Consider the following 22,477-nt stretch of genomic DNA (forward strand, 5'->3'; position numbering starts at 1 on the left):
TGAAAATATTTCATGCTTAGTAGAAACCACTATGCGTCGACTGCCACCACTGAATGCCCTTCGGGTTTTCGAATCATCCGCCAGAAACAGTAGCTTTGCGGCTGCCGCAGAGGAACTTTTCGTGACTGCGTCAGCGGTCAGTCACCAAGTAAAAACGCTTGAGGAATATTTGGGAGTTTCACTGTTCAGCCGCACCAAGCGGAAAGTGGAACTGACCCCGGCCGGCGAGCAATACCTTGCCTCGGTCAAGCACGCACTGGACGAGATCGAGATGGCCACCCAACGCCTGACCGCTAGCCACGAGCCCAATGTGGTGCAGATCAGCGTGGCGCCGAACTTCCTGACCCGTTGGCTGATGCCACGCATGTCGCGCTTCCGCGAGCTCTATCCGGAGATCGAACTGCAGATCAATGCGTCCATGGGCCTGCTGGACTTCAACCGCACCAGTACGGATATGGCGGTCTACTACGGCAATGGCGAGTGGGACGATATCGAGGTGCACTTCCTGCGCAAGGTGATGCTGGTGCCGGTATGCAGCCCGAAGTTGTTCGAGAGCAACCGCCCCCTGGAAAAACCGGAAGACCTGAAACACCACACGCTGATCTACGTCAGCAAACGCAAGTGGGAATGGGAAAACTGGCTACAACAGGCGGGCGTCGAGTTCATCGTGCCCAAGGGCAGCCTGCAGATCTCCAGCGGCCAACTGGCGACGGCGGCCGCGCAAGAGAATCTGGGCGTCGCCCTGGCCGACCGCACCCTAACGTCCCGGGAAATCAACACCGGGCAGCTTATCGTACCGTTCGATATCCGGCTCGATACCCACAAGGCGTTCTACCTCGTCTATCAGAAGCACCGTCCTTTAACGGCTGGAATGAAGGCGTTCAAGGAATGGCTGATGAGCGAGATGCAGGCAACGGACGCCGCCGAGGCGGAAAGTACCGGAATGGAGCGTATCGAGACGGAGAGCACAGGCCAGTAATCCGAGGCACACAACGCCGCCGGCGATCATGTTTTAGACGTTTCGGGCAGGTTTTGTACGGTTAAAAGATGCTCTGGTTATTAGCCGGCCAGAAAGCCGGATCCCCCACCCGGTAAGGCTTTGCGCCACCTATCATGACGTTTCTCACAGAGTTATCCACCGATTGTGTGGACAACGTCTCGCCCTGACCGGTCACGCTTATGCTCGTCGCGATTTGTACTGCAGGCGGTCCAGCGTCACGGCCTTGAAACGCGCCAACAATAGGGCTTCCGCCTCTTCGAGCACATCGTCTATAGCCGTGTTGACGGCTGCCTCGATGGCGCAGTTGGAGTGCTCGTCCGTCAGGCCGATGGTGAAAACAGAACTATCCCCTAGCGCTTTGTGGATATCGTAAAGCGTGATGTCCGCCAGCGGCTTGGCCAGGGACCAACCTCCACCGTGACCCTTTACCGATGTAACGTATCCCTGCTCCCGCAGTAGCGCCATGGTGCGGCGTACGACCACCGGATTGGTGTTGAGCATGCCGGCGATGGTGTCGGAGGTGGCGGGGCCGTCCAGTTGATCCATGTGGATCAGGACGTGAAGGACACGGGATAGGCGACTGTCTTTTCTCATGGGTTCTCTCAGGACGCTTGGGCAAAGTACATCCGTTCATCGGGGCTGCTCTGATGCTATCACGTAACTTTTAATGTTTCATGTGTTGCGCCTGTCACACCTATTAAGTAACAATTGAAGTTACCTAAACGGCAAATGGGGGGCATGAACATGGGCGCGGATGTAATTATTGTGGGCGGGAGCTTTGCCGGGTTTTCGGCTGCCATGCAGCTGGCGCGAGGCCAACGGGAAGTTATCGTGATCGACGCCGGTGAACCAAGGAACCGGTTCGCCGAGGCCTCCCATGGCTTCTTTTGCCTGGACGGACTATCGCCGGGGGAAATCCGGCGGCGGGCCGCCGAACAACTGGCGAGCTACCCCACGGCTCGGGTTGTGGGCGGTCGAGCGATCAGCGCCGGCCAGGACGGCGATGGTTTCTCCGTTACCCTCGAAACGGGCGAGGCCTACACCGCTACAAAGCTGATATTGGCTACGGGCCTGCGCGATGAGTTGCCGAAAATCCCCGGCGTGAACGAGCGCTGGGGCAAGACGGTGATCCACTGCCCCTACTGCCATGGCTTCGAGCTGCGTAACCGCAAACTGGGCGTCATGGCCACCGGCCCGCTTTCGACGCACCAGGCCGCGATTATTCCGGACTGGGGTCCGACCACGTACTTCACCCAGGGTGAATTCATGCCTGATGAGGAGCAGGTTGCCCTGCTTGTCCAGCGCGGTGTCGCTGTCGAAAATTCCGCGATCGTCGAGATCCTCGGCGAGGCGTCGTCGATTACAGGCGTGCGGTTGGCCGATGGCCGCATCGTCGAATTGGAAGGTCTCTACATCGGCCCCAAAGCCCGTATGGCCAGCATGTTGGCGGAGCAGCTGGGTTGTGAACTCGAAGAAGGACCGATGGGACCGGCGGTGAAAGTGGATGACTTCAAGCGCACCAGCGTAACCGGTATTTTCGCGGCCGGGGATATCTCCAACAAGATGCACAATGCGACCTTTGCTTCTGCCTCCGGCGTAATGGCTGGCGTGGCGGCCCATCGTGCGCTCATGTTTGGTGAATAACCGACGGTTGGAGGATAGCTCGTGGTCGGTGGATAGTCGTCTAAAACGGCCGTTGGCGACCCATCGCCAACGGCACCGACTACCGCTTGACAAACCCCGATTGCGCAGGCTTCGACCAGAGCAAATTTCGCACTGGTTATTTGCAACGCACTTTCCCGGAACGCCCGTCTCAAGCGGCTTTCACCCACCTATCATTGGGTTGCTCACAAAGTTATCCACTGGATTTGTGGACAAGGTATTTGTCGGCTAGACGCTGCTCGCCCATACTTTTCCCCGCACCTCTCATTAGGTACCGACATGGACCAGCGCGACACCCTCGAGAACATCCCTGACGTACGCGACGGACTGACCCGCACCGAGCGGATCATCCTGCACGTGCTCAACGAGACCCAGAAGGAATTGAATGGCCGGTCGGTGCCGACTGTCATGCTCTATGGGCGCGTAGTGGAGTACGTGAACCTGACCGAGGCCGAGCTGCATGTCTATCTCGATCGCCTGGGTGTGAGGACCGGTTAGATCGTACTCTGCGAGTACGTATTAACCGCAATCCAAACCCCAGCCCCGCAGCGATTATGAATACTTTTTAACCTTTTGTGATAAAGTCTGGCGCGTCCAAGGAATGTGGTGGCTGGGGGCCGCTTCCCGCCTGTCCGGCATTGCGCTAACCCCCGCCCAGACGACAGCAGTCGGGGTTCGAGTTCAGGGGGAACAGCAATGCGGCGATGGCTTCTTATTGGCCTCTGCCTCTATCTGGCCAGCGTTTGCAGCCTGGCTCAATCCATACCGGTGCAGGAGGTGTCCGCGCTTCACTCGGCCGGTAAGATCCCTCTCAATACTCACCTGCAGTTCACCCGGTTGCCCGCAGGAACGCCCCTTGCCGATGTCATCAACCTCGGTGACGATGCCTGGACGCCTACCCACGGCAACCGTAACTATGGCTACCAGCCTGACGCCTTCTGGTTCCGCATCCGCCTGTCTGGCATTGAACCGATCGGTGACAGTGCGCTGCTTCGACTGAACCTGCCCCACCACGACCGGATTCGCCTGGCCTGGGTTGCAGATGACAGCGTCCTGAGGCAAACAGCCGTGGGTGACGCGCGGCGCTTCGCGGATCGCCCCCTGCCCGAAACCGTCTTCCTGTTCCCGCTGGACTCCCTCGGCGTCGACACCGTCGATCTCTACATCGGCATCGAGACCACGGGTGCCATCATCATTCCACTGGACCTGCTGACAAGAGAGGCCTTCGACCGGGAAGACAAGCACGAGATGATGGCCTCGGCGGCCTTCTTTGGCGTGATGGCGGTGATGTTCCTGTACAACCTGATCATCTACCTGGTGGTGCGCGACCGCGCCTATCTCTACTACCTCGCCTACCTGGTGAGCGTGGTCTTCATGCTGTCGGTTATGAAGGGTATGGCCTTCCGCTTTCTCTGGCCCGAGATCCCGTCGCTTAACGCCTATTCGGTCATTTTTGCGACCGGGCTGATGCCGATGGCGGCGGTGCTTTTCGCCCGCCGCTTCCTGGATCTGCCCAAAGCAGGCTCAACCTTCGACAATCGCGTGGTCAACGGGTTGATAGTGGTCTATCCACTGATCATGCTTGCCGGCCTTTTTCTGCCCTATGCACTGGTCGTCCACACCGGACTCTTTTTCTCCGGCGTGGCGGTATTACTAGGCTTCCACCTGGGGATCAAATACTCGCTCAAGGGCATTAGGGCGGCGCGTATCTTTGCGGCCGCCTGGTTCGTGTACCTGCTCTTCCTTGGCCTGTTCATTCTTGAGTCGGCAGGTTTTGTACAACCGAGCTTGCTGACACGTCATGCGGTCGAAATTGGTTCGTGCCTGGAAGTCGTGCTGCTCTCGCTGGGTTTCGCCGATCGTCTCAACCAGGAAAAACGCCAACGTCTGCGCGCCCAAAGCCAAATGCTGCTGGCACAACAACGACTGAACGAGGAATTGGAATCCATGGTCCAGGCCCGGACCGAAGAACTGGAAGATGCCAACCAGAAGCTAAAGCGGCTAAGCATCTCGGACGGTCTCACCGGCGTCTATAACCGCCGTTATTTCGACGAGCAATTCACCCTTGAGTGTCAGCGCGCCGTACGCAACGGGGGTTCGCTATGCCTGCTGCTGATTGACGCTGATCATTTCAAGGCTGTAAACGACACCTACGGCCACGGCTTCGGCGACGAGTGCCTAAAGGCAGTTGCCAGAACCCTGGGCCAATGTGCCAACAGGCCAACCGACGTGGTCGCGCGCTACGGCGGGGAAGAATTCGTCGTCCTGCTGCCCGAAGTCGACTTGAAAGGCGGACTCAATGTGGCCGAGAACATTCGCAGCCAGGTTGAGAATCTATCACTACGCTACGACGATCAGGCCGTCAGTATTACCGTCAGCGTTGGCCTCGTCGCCCATTCACCGCGGCATTCTCACATCGAGCAGAATCTGCTGGAGATCGCTGATGCGAACCTGTACGCGGCGAAAGCAGCTGGGCGAAACTGCGTGCAGGCTTCCAGTGCTGACACCAGTGAACTGACGATGGCGCTCTCGACGAAATCGTAACGGACGGCGTTCCCGGTAGGACCGCCATTCTGGTCCCGAACGTGCAATAAGCCAAAAACTTGATCTCGCCCCCTGAGATCTCGGACTTCGACACGCTATGCTTTCATTGCGGCCTCAAGGATGCTGGAAAGCCATGGAATTCGACAATCAAAACGAACCCGCGTTACGGCCCCGACCATTACGCTATCTCAGTATCTATCTGACTGGTCTCGTTCGGGAGCGCCTTTGGCTGAAGGTACTGATTGGCATGTTCGCCGGCTTGGTGACCGGCGCCTTACTGGGTCCCTCCGTCGGAATCGTCGAACGGGAAACGGGGGTGATGCTGGGTAACTGGCTCGCTTTTCCCGGCAAGCTTTTCCTGGCCACGATCCAGATGATAGTCATCCCCCTGGTTGTTGCGTCAGTCGTGCGCGGTCTCGCCGCCAGCGAGAATCTCGAGCAGCTACGGACACTGGGGCTCCGGGTTACTGCTTTTTTCGTAGTAACGACGGCTATTGCAGCATCCATTGGCTTATGGATCGGAGGCGTCATCAAACCTGGCCAGATGATGGCTGGACTCATCGATATCGGCGAACAAAGCCAGCCCGCTCCGGACACCACATCCCTGCCCGGCATGAGCGAGCTTCCCCAGGCTCTGCTTGGTCTGCTGCCGGGCAACCCGCTTGGCGCCATGGTGCAGGGCCAGATGCTGCAGGTGGTCATTTTCTCAATCATTATCGGCATCGCGCTGGTGACGATGGCGCCTACCCAGGCCCGCCCGATGCTCGACCTACTGGATTCCCTGCAGCAGATTTGCATGACGGTCGTTAAGTGGGCGATGCGTCTTGCGCCCTATGCGGTGTTTGGGCTCATGGCGCAGCTCACGACGACCGTTGGCTTCAGTGCCCTGGCCGGCATGGCAGCCTATGTCATAACCGTCCTGCTTGGGCTGGTGATGATGCTGGGGATCTATCTTTTCATGCTGAGCCTCGTGGGCGGCCTGCGACCCTGGCCGTTTCTGAAAAAGGTGCGCGATGTTCTGCTTCTGGCGTTTTCCACCTCAAGCTCAGCGGCAGTTATGCCGCTGTCGATTCGCACGGCGGAAACCAAGCTGGATGTCCGGCCCTCGATATCCCAGTTCGTAATTCCGCTTGGGGCGACCATCAACATGAATGGCACCGCACTCTACCAGGCTGTCGCAACTGCGTTCCTTGCGCAGGTTTATGGAGTGGAGCTCGGATTTGCCAGCATGGCTCTGGTGGTTGCGATGGCTGTTGGCTCCTCCATAGGTTCGCCGGCAACACCGGGCGTGGGCATCGTAATACTCGCAATGGTCCTTGAGAGCGTAGGTATTCCCGCCGGCGGCATTGCCCTGATTATGGGAGTGGATCGCATACTCGATATGTCACGCACGGCTATCAATGTTACCGGTGACCTGGTGACCTGTCGTCTGATGGAGATCTGGTCCGGCGAGGCGCCGAAAAGCGCCGTCGAAACCGCGTAACATTATCCGGCTGGGCCAATGATCGTCGTCAGCACAGGTGCAGTCTGTACGGTGTGCGCATCGCTGCTGCGAAACCGCCATTCGAAGCATAGCCCCCAGGCGCGGGAAAGTGCTCAGGATTTACCCTAGCCGCCACTCGTGCAAACACGCTTTTACCCAGGGGGACCGGGGTGGTGCGAGGATGTCTTATGAGCAGTTTGATGGCCCTGATCAAATATACGGGCACGTTGACTGGTGAATTGAGAAACAAGCTGCACCGACCTATAAAATCGACAATAATTCGGATCAGTCGCCCACGTTCGGCCTGGGCTCGAATTTCACCACGGCATCAGTAGGTTTCCATGCTTAAACGCCTGGTTCTTGGCTTCTTTGGGGTAATGTTAGTCGGTGCCGGCATAGGTCTGTTTGTCGCTGAACGGTACCTGGCAACGCCGACATTTACCGTCATCAACCAATCTGACGCGACAATAGAAGCCAGCGCATCCTGGCGGGAAAACACCAAGGTTCTTGGCCGCCTCCCCCCAGGCGAAGACCTGACTTTCAGGGTAAACGATGAGGCGGGTATGCGATTTTCTGCGGTGTATCCGGATGGGCGAATCATCAGCAGTAGTCACGCAACGTACTTCACCAATGGCATGACGGTGACCGCTACCTTTACAGGTAGCAACGTACAAGTCAGCGCTGAGCTGTGATTCGGACTTCATGCATTACAACGATTATCACTCTATGAACTCGACCGCCTGGATATTGTGATATTGATGCCAGGCGGCACCAGAAAAAAAGCGGCGTGGTCTTTCCTGCCGCTCGACAAGCACCCACAATTATCGCGTTAGAGCCTGCGCCTCATATCTCAGCTAATAGCGGTGTGTAACTCCTTTCGTAGAGCGCATTACCAAACAACTTCAGGATGCTGCTGCGCGCCATACGTGGCATGGAACGCATTTTGTCTCGTGCCTTGCATTGTTTCTGCACCCATTCAACCCGGGGCCTCCGCCTATCGGTATAACTGGCCAGCGCCGCAGCCAAATTCGGTCTGGTAGCGATGCTATCGGCGAGTACGAGCGCATCCTCCATGGCTAACCCTGCGCCTTGCGCCATGCTCGGTGAGCACGCGTGGGCAGCGTCTCCGATGAGTATGACGCGGCCACAACGCCACTGCGGCATGGATATCTCTTCGATACGGCCGAAATGAATCTGTGTCTCAGCGGATAGATTCTCAACGAGCGGCGATAAAGGATCAGAGAATTCACCGAATAGCGAACCCATCTGCATACTTCCATTCGCCGCCTCATGGTGGTTCAGAGCCCGGTCGGCATAGACGTACGTTTCGGTATCGCTGACAGGAATCGCCAGCAACGTACGTCCGTTCCCCAGCATGACGGTCCATCCCTCTATTCCGGGTAGGGTCGGCGCAATAAAACGCCAACACACATTACCGACGTATGCCGGCGCCACCTCAGGAAATACCATTTGTCTCACAGCGGAGTTGATACCATCGGCTCCCACAACCAGGTCGTATATACCTGACCTTCCATCAGAGAAATCAACTTCGCATCGCTTTTGAAACTGCCTGATCGCCTGCACCTCTGTCAGGAATTTCGGCGATGTGTGACGGACCGCGCCGAGCAGGATTTTATATAGCGCGCGGCGCGGAAGTGACAGGCAAGGGCCACACGGCCCCCAGAACGGCTCGGTGTGGGTGATAGAGAGCTGTTTGCCAGAGCTATCGAGAATTTGCTGGCTCTTTATGGGCACCGCGATATCAAGCGTATCGTCGAGCAAGCCAAGCTGCGCTATCGCCCGCGTGGCGTTACCGGGCAGGAAGAGCCCCGTACCAGACACCGAATGAGCGGAATATTTCTCGACGATATCTGCCTGATACCCCCGTTGCTCCAATGCAATGGCCAGGGAGAGTCCTGCGATACCTCCCCCGACGATGAGAATTTTCATTTTGGCTTCGATCCTGAAGTTGGTTGCTGAAAAAGACTTGAACTGAGGCTTGGCCCCTCCCGGTGTCGCTGTCAGTCGGAACATCATCCTCCGTCCAACTGACAGCACGATTACTCTTCAGGAGGTGAAGAGAATGGCTGGGCAGGCAAAGCAGGAAAGGTCGCTACTGCTGCCTGGTCAGGGAGGCTGGTCTTTGTCTCGCGAGCAACAGGTCTGCTGCACGTTCACCGACGACGACACAGGGCGCCATAAGATTGCCGACGGGGATGCGGGGGAAAACGGAAGCGTCCGCTATGCGCAGGTTCTCGATGCCATAGACCCGCAGCTGACTATCCACCACCGACATGGAATCGCGCCCCATCTTGGCGGTACACGATTGATGCCAAAAAGTGACGGCTGAATTTCTGATAAAGGCGTCCATTGCGCGGGCATCGCGTTTTTGCGGCACAACTTCTCGTTTGATCAACCCGTCGAAGGCCGCATGGTTACCCACCTCGCGACTTAGCTCGACAGTCGCCCTTGCCGCAGCCATATCCTCAGGTGCGCTCAGGAAGTTTGGTTCGATCTTGACGACGTCAAGCGGACCCGGGCCGGATAACCGCAAACGACCACGACTGTATGGACGGGCAAGACCGGCAAACATGGTCCACCCGTGCGCCGGCGGCTCGATACCGACTTCTGCGGGGGAGGGTACTGCGAACTCCAGCTGGCAATGCAAGAGATCCGGCGCGTCCAGACCGCTCCTGCTTTTCCAGTAAAGGGTCGATTCGCAGCCTCCTGCATTGACGCCTTGCGGACTCAGGTATTCCCAGGTGCAGCCGAAGGCTATGTGGTCCTGGTGGTTCTGCCCCACACCCGGGAGGTGCTGGAGCACGTCTATGCCATGAGCCCTGAGCTCGGACTGGGGGCCAATGCCCGACTGCATGAGAACCTTCGGCGTATTGACGGCGCCAAGTGACAGTACGACCTCACAGCGCGCCGTCAGTTTATGCAGTTGGCCGTCGATCATGACCTCTACGCCAGTGGCCTTGGTGCCATTAAAAAGAAGCCTGCTAACGAGTGCGTTGGTCAGTACGGTCAGGTTTTCCTGATGCAGACGTGGATAGACGTAGGACCGATAAACCGATTCCCGTTTACCGTCGCGGATACGCAGATCGGTCAGCGCGACACCACCCGCCCCTTCCATCATTTCGCCATTGGGACTCTCATAATGTGGAATGCCCAGGGCACTGGCCGCAGCGATCGTAGCGCTCGCAAGAGGTTGGGGTGCTGCCGGAGGTGCTACATAGACGGGACCACCGCGCCCCCGACGCCCGCTATCCGGCGCCCCGTACCAATCTTCTATCCGACGATAATAGCCAAGGACAGACTCGTAACCCCAGGCGGGATCGCCGGACTCCGCCGCAAAATGGTTCCAGTCCGTTTTATGCCCGCGAGCCCAGACCATGACATTGATGCTTGAACCACCGCCAAGCGTCTTGCCCATATTCAATGGGAGACGCCGTCCATTGAGGTGCGGGTTAGGCTCACTCTCGAAAGCCCAGTCGCGCTCACTACCCAGATTCAGAGGCCACTGGGCCGGATCCGTGATAGTCGGGTGCGAGTCGTCTCCGCCGGCCTCGATAAGCAATACTTGAGCGCCATGCGCCTCCGCAAGCCGGGCTGCGACCACGCAGCCTGTGGGACCAGCACCGCAGACGATAAAGTCGTAACTGGACCCGAGTTTGCGCGTTTTAGCGCCGCTTGAAACGTTTTGTACCGGTAGGTGAATTGCCTTTCCAGAGAGCGAGTTCATTCGTATGTCTCTACGCAGGTCTAACCTCAAAAAAAGGAGGGCGCTTTTAGCAAAGGCCCTCCCGTTTGGCGATCCCTCGGGGTGGCTGCACTACTCGGCACGAAGCTGTTGAGCAGCCCGATCGATTGCGTCCGCCACGGCCTTCGGCTGAGTCAGGAAGACCACGTGGCTCCCATCCACTTCCTCGATCTCCGCACCGATACGCTTGGCTGTATGACGAAGCAGTTCCGGATCGATTGCATTGTCCTGCTTGGCGATGACAGCCCAGCTCGGCTTGTCTTTCCATGCCGCGTGGCTCACCGGCAAATCGAAGATCGACATATTGATGGGCACCTGGGAATCGCGCAGGAATGCCGCGTCCGCGTCCGCGGTATCGCCGGCAAACCCGATCTTGAACTTCTCATAATTGACGAACCCGAAACCGTCCTCCTGTGTCTCGATGACGAACTCAGGCGGTGGCGGGATATCGGCAAACTGCGAGCCGGTAGACTCACCGGCGTCAGGCGCCAACGCAGAGACGTAGACCAGGCCCGCGACCTTCGGGTCGGCGCCCGCTTCGGTAATGACGGTTCCACCGTATGAATGACCGACGAGTAGCGTTGGGCCCGCCTGACGATCAAGCACTCTCTTCGTCGCGTCGACATCGTCGGCGAGTGAGGTCAGCGGGTTTTGAACGACGGAGACCTGATACCCACGTCCGGTCAGCTCGTCGTACACCCCGCGCCAGCCTGAACCGTCGGCAAAGGCGCCGTGCACCAACACGACGTTACGTACGGCCTGATCCTCGGAAATCCGATCGGTGGCGTATGCCGAAGCCACGCTCCCCAAACTCGAAGCAGCCATCATCACTACCAAAAGACTTTTTACTTTCATCGTTTCTCCCTCGGTTATATCGCGATAACAGTTATCGCGATAATCAATGCTATGGCCGCCTATCTAGACTTGTCAAGCGATAATTTTTATCGCAATATTAGTTTGCGAAGTATCTATTTAGAGAATGAAGGATCCATCGTGCCCAAGAAGACCGATAACGCCCCGCCGCCATTAGGCGATCAACTTTGCTATTCGATCTATTCAGCAAACATGGCGATTCAACGAATCTACAAGCCACTGCTTGATGAGCTGGGTGTCACCTATCCGCAGTACCTGGTCCTCAATGTGCTATGGCAGGAGGACGGCCAAACAGTGAGCGGGATCGCCGAGAAGCTGGCGCTCGAGTCCAGCACGCTTACCCCGCTGTTAAAGCGGCTCGAAACAGCCGGACATCTGCGACGGAAACGCAATCCTCTCAATGAGCGACAAGTCGTTGTTGCCCTGACAGACCAGGGCCGGGAACTCCGTTCCATGGCAGGGTGTCTCGGCGATAAGCTACTTGAAGCCTCAGGGAAGTCACCGGCCGACCTGGCCGAGCTGAACAGGCGCATTCGGGAGCTTCGTGATGCGATGTACTCCGATGCAGGCGAATGGCCCCTTCCTGCTTGATGAAGCAGGGAAGAACATTGAACGTTGAGTAGCGCTCGGTTCATTTCAGGTCGCCCCATTCTCAGGTTTCATGTGGCTGAATCAGCTGACGGGAACTGTGCCACCGTCAATCAGATATTCAGCGCCCGTGATGGATGCTGCCTTGGGCGATGCCAGAAAGGCGACCAGGTTGGCGACTTCGACCGGCTTGGACGGGCGCCCGATGGGAATACCGCCGAGCGAGTCCATAATGATCTGTTTCCCACCTTCATAGTCAGTACCTGCCTGTTCGGCTATCCGGTCGGCGAGAGCAACGGCAGACTCCGTTTCGGTCCAACCCGGCGACACCCGTATGACCCGGATGCCTTTGGGAGCAACCTCCTTGGAAAGGCTCTTGCTGTAGGTCGAGAGTGCCGCTTTGGCCGCCGCATAAGCTGTCGTTGACTCGGGCAAAGGAAGTCGATTCTGAATCGAGGTAATGTGGATGACGACGCCCGCCCCCTGATCGGCCATTAGCGGAACGAGCGCTCGATCCAAACGAACCGCCGAAAGAAGATTGAGGTCCAACTCACTGCGCCAGACCTCCTCGTCCAGAGCACTAAAACCGCCGCTTGGCGCCGTCGATCCTCCGAGAGCGTGAATGAGGATGTCGAGCCCCTGGAAGCGGTCCCGTACCGCATGCACCAGCGCCTCGCAGCCTTCTGCCGTTGACAGGTCAGCGGTTACGAACCTGTCTTCGGGCTCTTGATCCGGCCGGGAGCGAGCCGTCGTCATCACATCAGCGCCAAGTTCACGGAAAAGTTTCACAATGGCAGCGCCAATGCCTTTGGTTCCGGCAGTCACCAGAACCCGTCGGCCTTCCAGTTCAAGGTCCATACCTATCCCCTGATTGTCAGTGATTGGATTCTGTCGTCGAGAAGTTCGAAACTGTTTTCGAGGTACGCCGGACTTCCAGGGAAGTTGCCTGTCGCTTTAAAGACGACCTTAACGGACGCCCCATCTTTGGAGAGACTGACAGGGTCAATGCTGTATTCGTACTTCTTTTTGGCTTCCTCCAACCAGCCTTGAATAGCGGATAGCCCGCTGTACTGGCGGCCTTCGTCGCGCACCACGGCACTCTGGGTAAAGCACTGATGCAAAAGCGAATAGTCTTCACTATTACTGATGACGCGATAATTCTCGATGGGTTCAGGTAGCTGTATCGTCATGGCTCATTCCTCCGCTCATGTTGCCTGAGAGAAATATTCTGCCTATCCTCACTTTTTGACAAGAACGCACGAAAAAGTAAGGTACTTACTTATGGGAAAGATTTACACGCCGGCGACCGCAGCGGTTGGCGTCCAGGAAGTCCTTGGTTTGCTGGAAGGGCGCTGGAAACTTGTCATTCTGTTCCATCTGTTTGATGGAAAGATCCAGCGTTTCTCTGATTTTGAAAAGCTGATCCCTGGAATTTCCCAGAAAATGCTGGCTCAACAGCTACGGAAACTCGAGTCCGACGGCATTGTTTCAAGGAAGGTGTACCCGCAGGTGCCGCCCAAAGTGGAGTATCGTCTTACGGAGTGGGGGCAGGCACTATGCCCAGCGCTGGACTCGCTCCTTAAGTGGGCGGAACGGCGGGAAGAGCTCATGAACGTTGCCAAGTGACGTCAGTCAGCCACGCTAATGGGGTCGAAATCTTATAGTTCCTTGCCGGACATCCTCGTTGTTTTGTGGGACGGAGGACCGGTTCCGCCGGTGCGCTGGTACACGGCCAAGCTTGGCCAGTGTCATTAATGAAACAAAAGACAATTTAACAATTCCCCTACATATTCCTTTCCAACAACGCGTTAGCTTATTCCTAACAATAGTCCTGACCTTCCTCAGGTATAACAGGCGGGGTGGCAGGGTCATAACCCGTGCTTCCTTCACTGCCACCCAGATACCTCTCTTCACATGACAGCCATCGTTCTCGGCGTGACCGGGAACGTCCCTTATCTGTTCGCCGGACGGCCATTCCGGACGGCTTTATCGAGGAAGCGAACGTTGATCTTCGACAAGATGACCCTGAAAACCCAATTCGTTGCCGTTGTCGCACTGCCCTGCCTGGTACTGCTGCTTGTCAGTTGGGCGGGACTGAGCGGTTTGTCCGGCATGCAGGACCAGACCGAGCGCCTGGCAGAGAATACCAGCGCCCCGCTGCGGGCCCTGGCCGAAGTAAACTCCCGTATTCCACGCATGCGGGTGGGTATCGATATGATCCTGCTGCAGGCCGTACCTCAGCTGCAGGACAAGAAAGGCGTAACCACGCGCATAAAGGAAACCCGCTCCGAGGATATTCCGGAAATGGATGCGGCGTTGCAGGACGCGCTTGACGCCCAGGTCAATCCGGAGATCCGTGCCCAGATGCAGGATCTGATCGACACCTTTGCCGAGGTGAAGCGCACGCAGTTGCAGCCGATGCTGAAGGCTATGGAGAGCGACGACATGGATACGGCCTATCGCATCTACCAGAACGAATACGCCGCCAGCTACGGCGAGATGCGCAAGTCCGTTAATGTGTTGCTCGACCGTTTGCTGGCCCAGGGCATAGCCAGCCACGAAGCCAGCAAGGTGAACTACCAGAGCAGCCGCAGTGAGATGATTGTCCTGATCGTGATTGCCCTGGCTGCGTCGGTTATCCTGGCGCTTCTATTCCTGCGCCGGCTCAGTCGCCGGGTGGACCGGCTCCAGCGACATATCAGCACTGCCAGCGATACTCTCGACCTCGGCGCATCGCTTGAAATGAGCGGTCGCGACGAACTCAGCGACATCGCCACCAACTTCAACCAGTTTGTGGGCAAGATTCGCTCGGCGATCGAAGCTGTGGCCGAGAACTCACGCCAATTGGCCGCGACCGCCAACGCTGTCGCCAGCAAGGCCGAGTCCACCCACCGCAACTGTATCCACGAGCAGGACCGCTCCACACAGATCGCTACAGCGATCAATGAGATGGGATCGACCGTGGAAAGCATTGCCGGTAATGCCTCCGAGGCGGCTGTCGCCGCCAAGGAAGCTGATGCCCAGTCGCACCAGGGCGCAGAACTGGTCGATCGTGCCCGCCAGGGTGTCGCCACCCTGTCGCAGGAAATCGACAAGGTCAGCCATGACGTCACGTCCCTGGCGGAGCAGACGAACTCCATCGGTAGCATCCTCGATACCATTCGCGGCATTTCCGAGCAGACCAACCTGCTGGCACTCAACGCGGCTATCGAGGCCGCCCGTGCTGGGGAGCAGGGTCGCGGCTTTGCAGTGGTGGCGGACGAAGTTCGTAACCTGGCCAGCCGTTCAGCAAGCTCGACCGATGAGATCCAGAAGATGATCGATACGCTCCAGGAGCAGTCGGCACGGACGGTATCCGCAATTCAGCAGGGCCAGGAACAGAGTAAGGCAGTGGTCAGTCAGACCGACGAAGCCAACCGGGCCCTGCAGCAGATTACATCGCATATCGGGCAGATCAGCGATATGAACGTGCAGGTGGCCACGGCGACGGAAGAACAGTCTGCGGTAGTGGGCGAGATCAACCAGAACATCCACGACATCAACCAGCTCACCGTGGAAACGGCAGAGATCGCAGATCAGCTTACCGAATCCAGCGGGCAGCTGCAGCAGCTGTCGCAGACTCTGGATCGGCTGGTAACGCAGTTCAAGCTGGGCTGATTCCCCATCCACCCAGACGGATTGCACAAAAAAAGCCGGAGGTGATCCTCCGGCTTTTTCGATTCAGCTTGAAGCGTCGCCCTTCTGGACAAAGCGGAAGCCTCAAGCCCTATCGTGAGTCTCAGCTGACCTTACGACGACGCATCAACCCGAACGCAGCAACGCCCAACGCCATCAGACCAAACGTACCCGGCTCTGGAACGCTTTGCGTTGGCGGCACCGGCTCTAGATTGGCGTCAAACCAGAGGTAGGTTTCTTCCAGCGCGTTGTTCAACTCAGTGAACAGCGAACCTTCAATCACCTGACCGTTACCTTGGCCGTCCCCAAACCCTGCGGCGGCCATAGTCGTCATCTCGGTTTCTTCCCACCCCATCATCTGATAGAAGAAGCCAATACTGCCCTCGCCCGTCGGGACGCCATAGTCGTCGCCGCGCAGTACGAGCTGGAAGCTGTTTGTGGGGTCCGCTTGATTGTCGTACCAGCCCACCTGATCCCAGGTCACAACCAGCTGGCTGTCGCTCAAGTTGTAATGAACGACACCTTCAGAGGAGCGGGTATCCACGTCACCAAAGAACGGCGAGATAACCGGCGCAACCGCGCCAGTAGGGCCCTCGGGCTCGTACTCGGAAATCCCTGCACCAAAACTGACGTTGCCGTTATTGTTGATATACAGGCTGGAGTAAGTTGTCCCAAAGAAAGTGACATCGAAACCAAGATCCAGGGCCATGAAACCATCGTCGTTTCGACCATCGGCGGCGCCTACATTTGCCCCGTTTCCGCCGCCAGTTGTGACGATATTGGGTCCAAGATCGTTCGTGTAATAGCCACCCGCCGTGTATACCCCTGGCGAACTGTTCAGTGCCGATTGAGGAATCGTCACCAGTGCCCCGTGGGCCGTACCCACACCAGCCAGGATGCTGCCAGCCATGGCGAATCGCGCAAACTTCAGCACAGCGCTTTCCGTGTTCTTCATCTTCTTCTCCCTTACTTGGATATTACGTCTCCGGCCGCCTATCCCGACGAACCGGGGCACGCTACAAGCAAAGGAAGTACCACAACCTCAAATCTTTGATATTTCTAGATTTAAATATGAGCTAAAAAGCGATACGGCAAATAAACCGACGCACACACCGTTCACTTTTGCAACACGTCCTTTGAGCGGGTCACTCCTCGTAAATCATCTTCCGCGTCATTCCACCATCGATCACCACATTCTGCCCGGTCATGAACCCCGCCTCCGGCGAGATCAAATAGGCCACCATTGAAGCAATATCCTCCGGTTGGCCAACGCGTCCTGCGGGGTGCTGGTTGTGATCGGTTTCGGACAGTGGCTCGACTTCGGCTGGGGCATCGACCTGCCAGGCGCGCACGTCTATCCAGCCGGGGCTGATGGCGTTGACCCGGATCTCCGGCCCGAGACTGATAGCGAGCGCGTGGGTTAGCGCCACGATGCCGCCCTTGGTCGCAGCGTAGGCCTCGGTGTTGGGTTCGGACTGGATAGCGCGGGATGAAGCCATATTGACGATACTGCCCCGGGTCTTGCGCAAGTGCGGTACGGCGTGCTTACTCATCAGGAAAGGCCCGGTGAGATTGACATCCAGCCGGCGCTGCCAATCGGCGAGGTCAAGCTCTTCAATTGGCCCGGTCTCGGGGTCCGCGATACCGGCATTATTAACCAGGGCATCAAGTTGCCCCGACCATTCTGTCGCCTGGCGGATGGCGGCCTTCACCTCGTCTTCGACGGCCACGTCAGCCTCGATAAAAAGGAGACGATGGGTCGGCTCAAGTTCTTCCAGGCAACGCTGGCCCGCCCGGGCGTCCAGATCGCAGATAACCACCCGCCAGCCTTTATGCAGCAGATAGGCGGCGATCCCCTTGCCGATACCCTGGGCTCCGCCGGTAATGAGTACGGTACGTGGTTCCTGGTTCATTGGAACGCTCCTTTCGTTCAGACAGCTCGTTTCGTTCAAGCAATCGGTTCTCGTAAACGATACCGATCTTCTTCAAATCGTTCTGCAGGCGATGTCAAAGCCCACCAGAATCCGCTGTCACTATTCTGAAATAGTGTGCTGTTTTTGGCGGCGCACCGTACTAACCTTTATAGAACGCTCTCCACGGAAGGTATACTCACCGACAGCTGGAGGTGCCATGACCGCACCGGTTATACCTTGCCTGATCCGTATCCTGTTCATCCTCACTGCGCTTGCTTCTGCGTCCGCCTGGGCCTACGACCGTCCCAATCGCCTCAGGCTGGCCGCCATTCCCGCGAATCCACTGAACCAGGTGGGCGCACCGCTGATGGAAGACATTTACCGGCAATTGGGCATAACGATCGATGTGTTGGAAACACCACCACCCCGGGAAGTCGCCCTTTACCAGGAGGGGATGATTGATGGCACCCTGGGGCGTGTTGACGGCTTCAGCCTTCAAGCTCCGCAAGCCATCCGCATACCAGTGCCTTTGACGCATATCAAACTCGTGGCCTTCTCCACCCTTGAGAAGCTGCCCAGACTGGCAAAGGGACTCGATCCGCCTTTACAGATCGGTCAGCTCAGGGGTATCGACTTCGGTCTTGAAACATCCGGTCAGGTGGAAACGACGCTGGTGAATACGACGGAACAATTGATGGCCATGCTTGCCCGCCGCAGGATCGATGTGGCTATCGCCTCGGAGTTGGGGGGTGCCTTCTACGTGCAGTCGAACAATTATGATGACGTGCGGATTGTGGCGCAGCCGCTAAAGATGATCCCCGTCTATCACTACCTGCACAGCAAACACGCGCCGCTGGTGCCCAAGGTCACCGGCATCATGCAACGGCTCCATGACCGCGGCTACCTGGAAGACCGGCACAACGCATTCCGGGCCCGGCTGGATGTAGACGGGATGACCCTGCCCCTGCGGCAGCAGGTATCGAACGATGATCTGCGGATGAAGTAACCGGCCCGCGCCGGCAACTAACCCAGGCCTTCGGCTGCGGCCCGGAGAGTCTCATGCCGAATCACGACGATGCGACCGTCGCGTTTCTCCAGCTGGACCCGCTCGCCCCGGTCGTTCACCGCGTAGGGCGTACCGCCGATATCCAGCAGTGTTGCAGCCTGCTCCCTGCCTTCGAGGAAAAACACGTCATCATGCTCGGTGACGTGAACAACTATCGATTGATCCATAGGACCTGTCTCGTTTGAGTGCAGATCACGACACCATACGCGTTCGTCGTTGCAAACACCCAAACATAGGATGCATTTGACGAAATCTTTCCGCGGATGAGGCAGACCAAGCGCACGGCGAGACCTCCCCAGTTATTTGGCGTAGGCTATAGGCCCATAAGAAACAGGCCCCCACAGGCCGCTCAATATCAACACGATCTTTTGGGACTCTTCATGCCAGCCTTCGAAAACATCAACCGACTGTTTCCAGTCTGGGCTATCCTGTTTGCGGCCATCGCGGCCTGGCAACCAGCCTGGTTCACCGGCTACGCCTCCCTGATCAAGCTGTTGCTGATGATCATCATGTTCGCCATGGGTCTGACCCTGTCGCGTCATGACTTTATGGGCGTCTTGCGGGCACCGCTACCGGTGGGCGTGGGCGTGATCCTGCAATTTACCGTAATGCCGTTGGCGGCGCTGTTCGTCGCCTGGTTCCTGAAGCTATCGCCGGAACTGACCATCGGTATGGTACTGGTCGGCGCAACTGCTGGCGGTACGGCATCCAACGTGATTACCTGGCTCGCCAACGGTCACGTTGCACTATCGGTTTCGATGACGCTCACCTCGACGGTGATTTCCGTTGCAGCCACCCCCTTGCTGGCCCAATTGCTTGTCGGCCAGACCGTCGACGTGCCGGTCATGGGCATGTTCATGACGATTGCCCAACTGGTAATCGGTCCGATTGCGGCAGGGGTAGTGATACACCACTTCCTCGGCAGGCAAATCAAGCAAATCGAACCGGCACTGGCGACACTGGCTATGGCGGCCATCGTTTTCATCATTGCGATCGTGGTGGCCCTGAATGCCGATCGCCTGGCCACCCTGGGGCCTCTGGTGATCGTTGCCGTGGTGCTCCACAACATGATCGGCCTGGCGGGCGGTTACTGGATCGGGCGATTATTGGGCTTTAGCCAGCGAGTGGCGCGGACCATCGCCATTGAGGTGGGCATGCAGAACTCCGGCCTGGCTGTCGCGCTGGCGAACCAGTTCTTTACAGCGACCACTGCATTGCCAGGGGCCCTGTTCTCCATCTGGCACAACGTGTCGGGCTCACTACTGGCGGGCTACTGGAAGCGTCGACCGTTACCGGAGAACGAGAGCACGGGGCAGGCCGATATCGCATCCTGACACAGCGGCCCGCCCCCTGAAGCGGTCAGCCAAGGAAAAGCGAAGACTTACTCATGTTAAGGGCGATTAATAATCCCCCTGCTAATCTGTACCGTGTTGTATCGATAATTACCCCTTAATTCAGCTGGCTTACATCGCCAGCTTTTTTTATTGCCCGCCTCGCCTCTTCTTTAAATCTCGGTAAGAAAAGACAAAAAACTAACCTGGGTTGATCTGTTTCAGGCGTTGGGGGGTACATCCTGACGAAGTGTTTTATGAGCCTGTCTTGCTGGCCCGCCCTCCGGGCCAGCCTTTTTATTCCGGTTCATGACACCCCTGGTTAACAGGGCCCCGAATTTACAGGGAAGAGTAGAGAGCTCTATATCTGCCTTATGCCAGGCCCTTGCCTGGCTTTTTTATGTCTGTCTTATGCCTGATGGGGAACCACGTCATACCATGAGCGCACTGAATCCGCCCGCGCGATCCTCTATGATGTTCAGCCAAAAGCACAAGAAGCCCAGACTTGGACGGTGCCCCTATGACAACCTCTCCCGATTTTCAGAACCCGGAATTCCTGACGCAACACATCAAGGACATCCTTGGGTTCTATGACGGACGCTGCAAAGATCCTAGCGGAGGTTTTTTCCAGTACTTCCGAAATGATGGCGACATTTACAATGACCACCACCGCCACCTGGTCAGTTCCACCCGTTTCGTCTTCAACTACGCCAAGGCAGGCCACTTCTTCGACCGTCCCGATTACCTGAACCTGGCCCGCCACGGCCTCGCCTATCTGGCCGACGTACATTGGGAAGCCGATCAGCAGGGCTACGCCTGGACATTGGACCAACACCACCCCGAGGACAGCACGCGCCACTGCTACGGCATGGCCTTTGTGCTGCTGGCCTATGCGACGGCCTTCGAGTGCGGCATCGACGAGGCCCGCGACGGTATCGATAAAGCCTTTAACCTTATGGAAAAACGCTTCTGGCTGCCGGAGCACGGTCTTTATGCGGACGAGGCGAGCCCCGACTGGTCGGCCCTGTCACCCTACCGCGGCCAGAACGCGAACATGCACACCTGTGAAGCCATGCTCGCCGCGTACGAAGCCACCGGCGATTCGAAGTTCCTCGACCGCGCCTACATGCTAGCCCAAAACATCTGCCAAAGGCAGGCGGCCCAGGGCGACGGCCTGATATGGGAACACTACGACGAGCTTTGGCAGATCGACTGGAACTACAACCGCGACAACCCGCGCCATCTGTTCCGCCCCTGGGGATTCCAGCCCGGGCACCAGACCGAATGGACCAAACTGTTGCTGATCCTGCATCGCCACCGTCCGGAGCCCTGGATGATCGAGCGTGCTCGGGACCTGTTCGATCGCGCCCTGTCTGTCGCCTGGGATGACGAGCACGGCGGTATCGTCTATGGCTTCGCGCCGGACGGCAGTATCTGCGATGGCGACAAGTACTTCTGGGTCCAGGCCGAAACCTTCGCTGCAGCCGCCCTACTCGCAAAGGCGACCGGCGAATCAGAATACTGGAACTGGTACAACCGCATCTGGGACTACGCCTGGACCCATTTCGTCGACCATAAATACGGCGCCTGGTACCGCATCCTCACCCGCAACAATCAACAGTACTCCGATGAGAAAAGCCCCGCCGGCAAGACGGACTATCACACCATGGGGGCCTGTTATGAGGTGCTTCGGTGTTTGGGAGCATCCCGATAGGAGGCTTCTCCGAAGCCGCCTATCGTTTGCGGATTGGCCGGATTAACGTTCGAGAAACTGTAAAACCCGACCGTGGGACAACGCCGCGGCATGCCGCTGGTAGGATCCGCGCGCCCAGCAGTTGAAGCCGTGTTCGGCGGCGTCGTAGACGTTGATCTCCACATCGTTACGGTCGCCGAAAGCCTGACGCACCTGCTCCACCTGCTCGTCAGTGATGTGGGAGTCGTTGCCGCCGAAGTGGAACTGGACGGGCACTTTCAATTCGCCCGCCTTATCCAGATGCTTTGCGATACCACCGGGGTAGAAACTGGCGGCACGATCAACCCCCGCTCGCACAGCAGCCAGGTATGCCAGGATGCCGCCCATGCAATAACCGACAGCTGCCACGTCGCCCTCGCATTCCGGCCGCTGACGCAGGGCTGAAGTGGTCATTGCCAGGTCCTTTATGGCCTCTGCGAAATCGATCTCCCCTACTAAGCTTCGGGCCTTGTCCATATCGGCGCCTTCATAGGTCAGCTCAACGCCCGGTTCCTGGCGCCAAAACACATCCGGCGCCAGCACCACGTACCCGTCCATCGCGTACTGTTCAGCCACGGCGCGGATATGGCGGTTCACGCCGAATATCTCCTGGATCAGCACGATCCCCGGGCCTTTACCGGCTGGTGGCAGGGCGAGATAGCCCTTATAGGTCTGTCCGTCGTCGCTGGTGATGTCGATCCACTGGGTGGTTACTGGTTGCTGGGTCATGGGGTTTCTCCGGTCCGTGGTTGGGTAGCCAGCCAAGTGAAATGACTGAACTGCGATTTTGCGAAGCAAACAGCATAACAAAGCAGCTTGAAAACGGACGATCCGCTTCGCTGCTCCA

The 22,477-nt window shown here is 57.6% G+C and carries 22 protein-coding genes; 12 read left to right on the forward strand and 10 right to left on the reverse strand.

Annotated features, from left to right (window positions below; genetic code table 11):
• Positions 1-31: 31 nt before the first annotated feature.
• Complete coding sequence (gcvA, locus tag RE428_RS20995; protein WP_004580207.1) at positions 32-979, forward strand: transcriptional regulator GcvA; 948 nt, start codon at positions 32-34, stop codon at positions 977-979.
• A gap of 198 nt (positions 980-1,177) precedes the next feature.
• Here gcvA and RE428_RS21000 read toward each other — a convergent pair whose 3' ends face one another.
• Positions 1,178-1,594: an Rrf2 family transcriptional regulator gene (locus RE428_RS21000; RefSeq protein WP_004580206.1), complete on the reverse strand. Its 417-nt coding sequence runs from the start codon at positions 1,592-1,594 to the stop codon at positions 1,178-1,180.
• A gap of 150 nt (positions 1,595-1,744) precedes the next feature.
• Here RE428_RS21000 and RE428_RS21005 point away from each other — a divergent pair, with 150 nt between their 5' ends.
• The 5 genes from RE428_RS21005 to RE428_RS21025 all read left to right on the forward strand — a co-directional run bounded on the left by RE428_RS21005 (position 1,745) and on the right by RE428_RS21025 (position 7,381).
• Positions 1,745-2,644, forward strand: coding sequence for an NAD(P)/FAD-dependent oxidoreductase (locus RE428_RS21005; RefSeq protein WP_004580205.1), 900 nt, complete (start codon positions 1,745-1,747; stop codon positions 2,642-2,644).
• Between the two features lie 297 nt (positions 2,645-2,941).
• The gene (locus RE428_RS21010; RefSeq protein WP_004580204.1) at positions 2,942-3,160 is read left to right on the forward strand and encodes a hypothetical protein; all 219 of its coding nucleotides are present in this window, start codon (positions 2,942-2,944) and stop codon (positions 3,158-3,160) included.
• A 198-nt stretch (positions 3,161-3,358) separates the two neighbouring features.
• Positions 3,359-5,206 (forward strand): sensor domain-containing diguanylate cyclase, encoded by a 1,848-nt coding sequence (locus RE428_RS21015; protein ID WP_004580203.1) that lies wholly within the window; start codon positions 3,359-3,361, stop codon positions 5,204-5,206.
• Between the two features lie 133 nt (positions 5,207-5,339).
• A complete protein-coding gene (locus RE428_RS21020; RefSeq protein ID WP_004580202.1) occupies positions 5,340-6,689 on the forward strand; it encodes a dicarboxylate/amino acid:cation symporter in 1,350 nt (449 codons plus the stop codon).
• Between the two features lie 341 nt (positions 6,690-7,030).
• A complete protein-coding gene (locus tag RE428_RS21025; protein ID WP_004580201.1) occupies positions 7,031-7,381 on the forward strand; it encodes a hypothetical protein in 351 nt (116 codons plus the stop codon).
• A gap of 151 nt (positions 7,382-7,532) precedes the next feature.
• On the opposite strand, the gene RE428_RS21030 is transcribed toward RE428_RS21025, so the two are convergent.
• From RE428_RS21030 to RE428_RS21040, 3 genes are all read right to left on the reverse strand, one after another.
• Positions 7,533-8,726: an FAD-dependent monooxygenase gene (locus RE428_RS21030; protein ID WP_004580200.1), complete on the reverse strand. Its 1,194-nt coding sequence runs from the start codon at positions 8,724-8,726 to the stop codon at positions 7,533-7,535.
• A 76-nt stretch (positions 8,727-8,802) separates the two neighbouring features.
• Positions 8,803-10,434 (reverse strand): GMC family oxidoreductase, encoded by a 1,632-nt coding sequence (locus tag RE428_RS21035; RefSeq protein WP_081614565.1) that lies wholly within the window; start codon positions 10,432-10,434, stop codon positions 8,803-8,805.
• Between the two features lie 90 nt (positions 10,435-10,524).
• Entirely contained in the window at positions 10,525-11,307 is a 783-nt protein-coding gene (locus tag RE428_RS21040) for an alpha/beta fold hydrolase (RefSeq protein ID WP_004580198.1), read from the reverse strand.
• Between the two features lie 138 nt (positions 11,308-11,445).
• Here RE428_RS21040 and RE428_RS21045 point away from each other — a divergent pair, with 138 nt between their 5' ends.
• Positions 11,446-11,916 (forward strand): MarR family winged helix-turn-helix transcriptional regulator, encoded by a 471-nt coding sequence (locus tag RE428_RS21045; RefSeq protein WP_004580197.1) that lies wholly within the window; start codon positions 11,446-11,448, stop codon positions 11,914-11,916.
• Positions 11,917-11,997: 81 nt separating this feature from the next.
• Here RE428_RS21045 and RE428_RS21050 read toward each other — a convergent pair whose 3' ends face one another.
• Positions 11,998-12,771, reverse strand: a complete 774-nt coding sequence (locus RE428_RS21050; protein ID WP_004580196.1) for an SDR family oxidoreductase — start codon at positions 12,769-12,771, stop codon at positions 11,998-12,000.
• Between the two features lie 2 nt (positions 12,772-12,773).
• A complete protein-coding gene (locus RE428_RS21055) occupies positions 12,774-13,103 on the reverse strand; it encodes a hypothetical protein (protein WP_004580195.1) in 330 nt (109 codons plus the stop codon).
• Positions 13,104-13,194: 91 nt separating this feature from the next.
• On the opposite strand from RE428_RS21055, the gene RE428_RS21060 reads away from it, so the two are divergent.
• Together RE428_RS21060 and RE428_RS21065 are read left to right on the forward strand one after the other, a co-directional pair.
• Positions 13,195-13,539 carry a winged helix-turn-helix transcriptional regulator gene (locus tag RE428_RS21060; RefSeq protein WP_004580194.1) on the forward strand — a complete coding sequence of 115 codons (345 nt, stop codon included), beginning with the start codon at positions 13,195-13,197 and terminating at the stop codon, positions 13,537-13,539.
• A gap of 288 nt (positions 13,540-13,827) precedes the next feature.
• Positions 13,828-15,570 (forward strand): methyl-accepting chemotaxis protein, encoded by a 1,743-nt coding sequence (locus RE428_RS21065; RefSeq protein WP_227500195.1) that lies wholly within the window; start codon positions 13,828-13,830, stop codon positions 15,568-15,570.
• Between the two features lie 121 nt (positions 15,571-15,691).
• On the opposite strand, the gene RE428_RS21070 is transcribed toward RE428_RS21065, so the two are convergent.
• Both RE428_RS21070 and RE428_RS21075 read right to left on the reverse strand, forming a co-directional pair.
• On the reverse strand, positions 15,692-16,543 hold the full coding sequence (locus RE428_RS21070) for a nidogen-like domain-containing protein (protein ID WP_004580192.1): 852 nt from the start codon (positions 16,541-16,543) through the stop codon (positions 15,692-15,694).
• A 190-nt stretch (positions 16,544-16,733) separates the two neighbouring features.
• The gene (locus RE428_RS21075) at positions 16,734-17,501 is read right to left on the reverse strand and encodes an SDR family oxidoreductase (protein ID WP_004580191.1); all 768 of its coding nucleotides are present in this window, start codon (positions 17,499-17,501) and stop codon (positions 16,734-16,736) included.
• 217 nt (positions 17,502-17,718) lie between these two features.
• Between RE428_RS21075 and RE428_RS21080 the strand changes: the two genes are divergently transcribed.
• Positions 17,719-18,507, forward strand: a complete 789-nt coding sequence (locus tag RE428_RS21080) for a type 2 periplasmic-binding domain-containing protein (protein WP_004580190.1) — start codon at positions 17,719-17,721, stop codon at positions 18,505-18,507.
• A gap of 17 nt (positions 18,508-18,524) precedes the next feature.
• Here RE428_RS21080 and RE428_RS21085 read toward each other — a convergent pair whose 3' ends face one another.
• A complete protein-coding gene (locus RE428_RS21085; protein WP_004580189.1) occupies positions 18,525-18,734 on the reverse strand; it encodes a hypothetical protein in 210 nt (69 codons plus the stop codon).
• A gap of 213 nt (positions 18,735-18,947) precedes the next feature.
• Here RE428_RS21085 and RE428_RS21090 point away from each other — a divergent pair, with 213 nt between their 5' ends.
• Positions 18,948-19,901 (forward strand): bile acid:sodium symporter family protein, encoded by a 954-nt coding sequence (locus tag RE428_RS21090; protein ID WP_004580188.1) that lies wholly within the window; start codon positions 18,948-18,950, stop codon positions 19,899-19,901.
• 517 nt (positions 19,902-20,418) lie between these two features.
• A complete protein-coding gene (locus RE428_RS21095) occupies positions 20,419-21,612 on the forward strand; it encodes an AGE family epimerase/isomerase (RefSeq protein WP_004580187.1) in 1,194 nt (397 codons plus the stop codon).
• A 42-nt stretch (positions 21,613-21,654) separates the two neighbouring features.
• On the opposite strand, the gene RE428_RS21100 is transcribed toward RE428_RS21095, so the two are convergent.
• Positions 21,655-22,359, reverse strand: coding sequence for a dienelactone hydrolase family protein (locus RE428_RS21100; protein ID WP_004580186.1), 705 nt, complete (start codon positions 22,357-22,359; stop codon positions 21,655-21,657).
• Positions 22,360-22,477: the final 118 nt, after the last annotated feature.

This window comes from Marinobacter nanhaiticus D15-8W (genome assembly GCF_036511935.1).
GTDB lineage: Bacteria > Pseudomonadota > Gammaproteobacteria > Pseudomonadales > Oleiphilaceae > Marinobacter_A > Marinobacter_A nanhaiticus.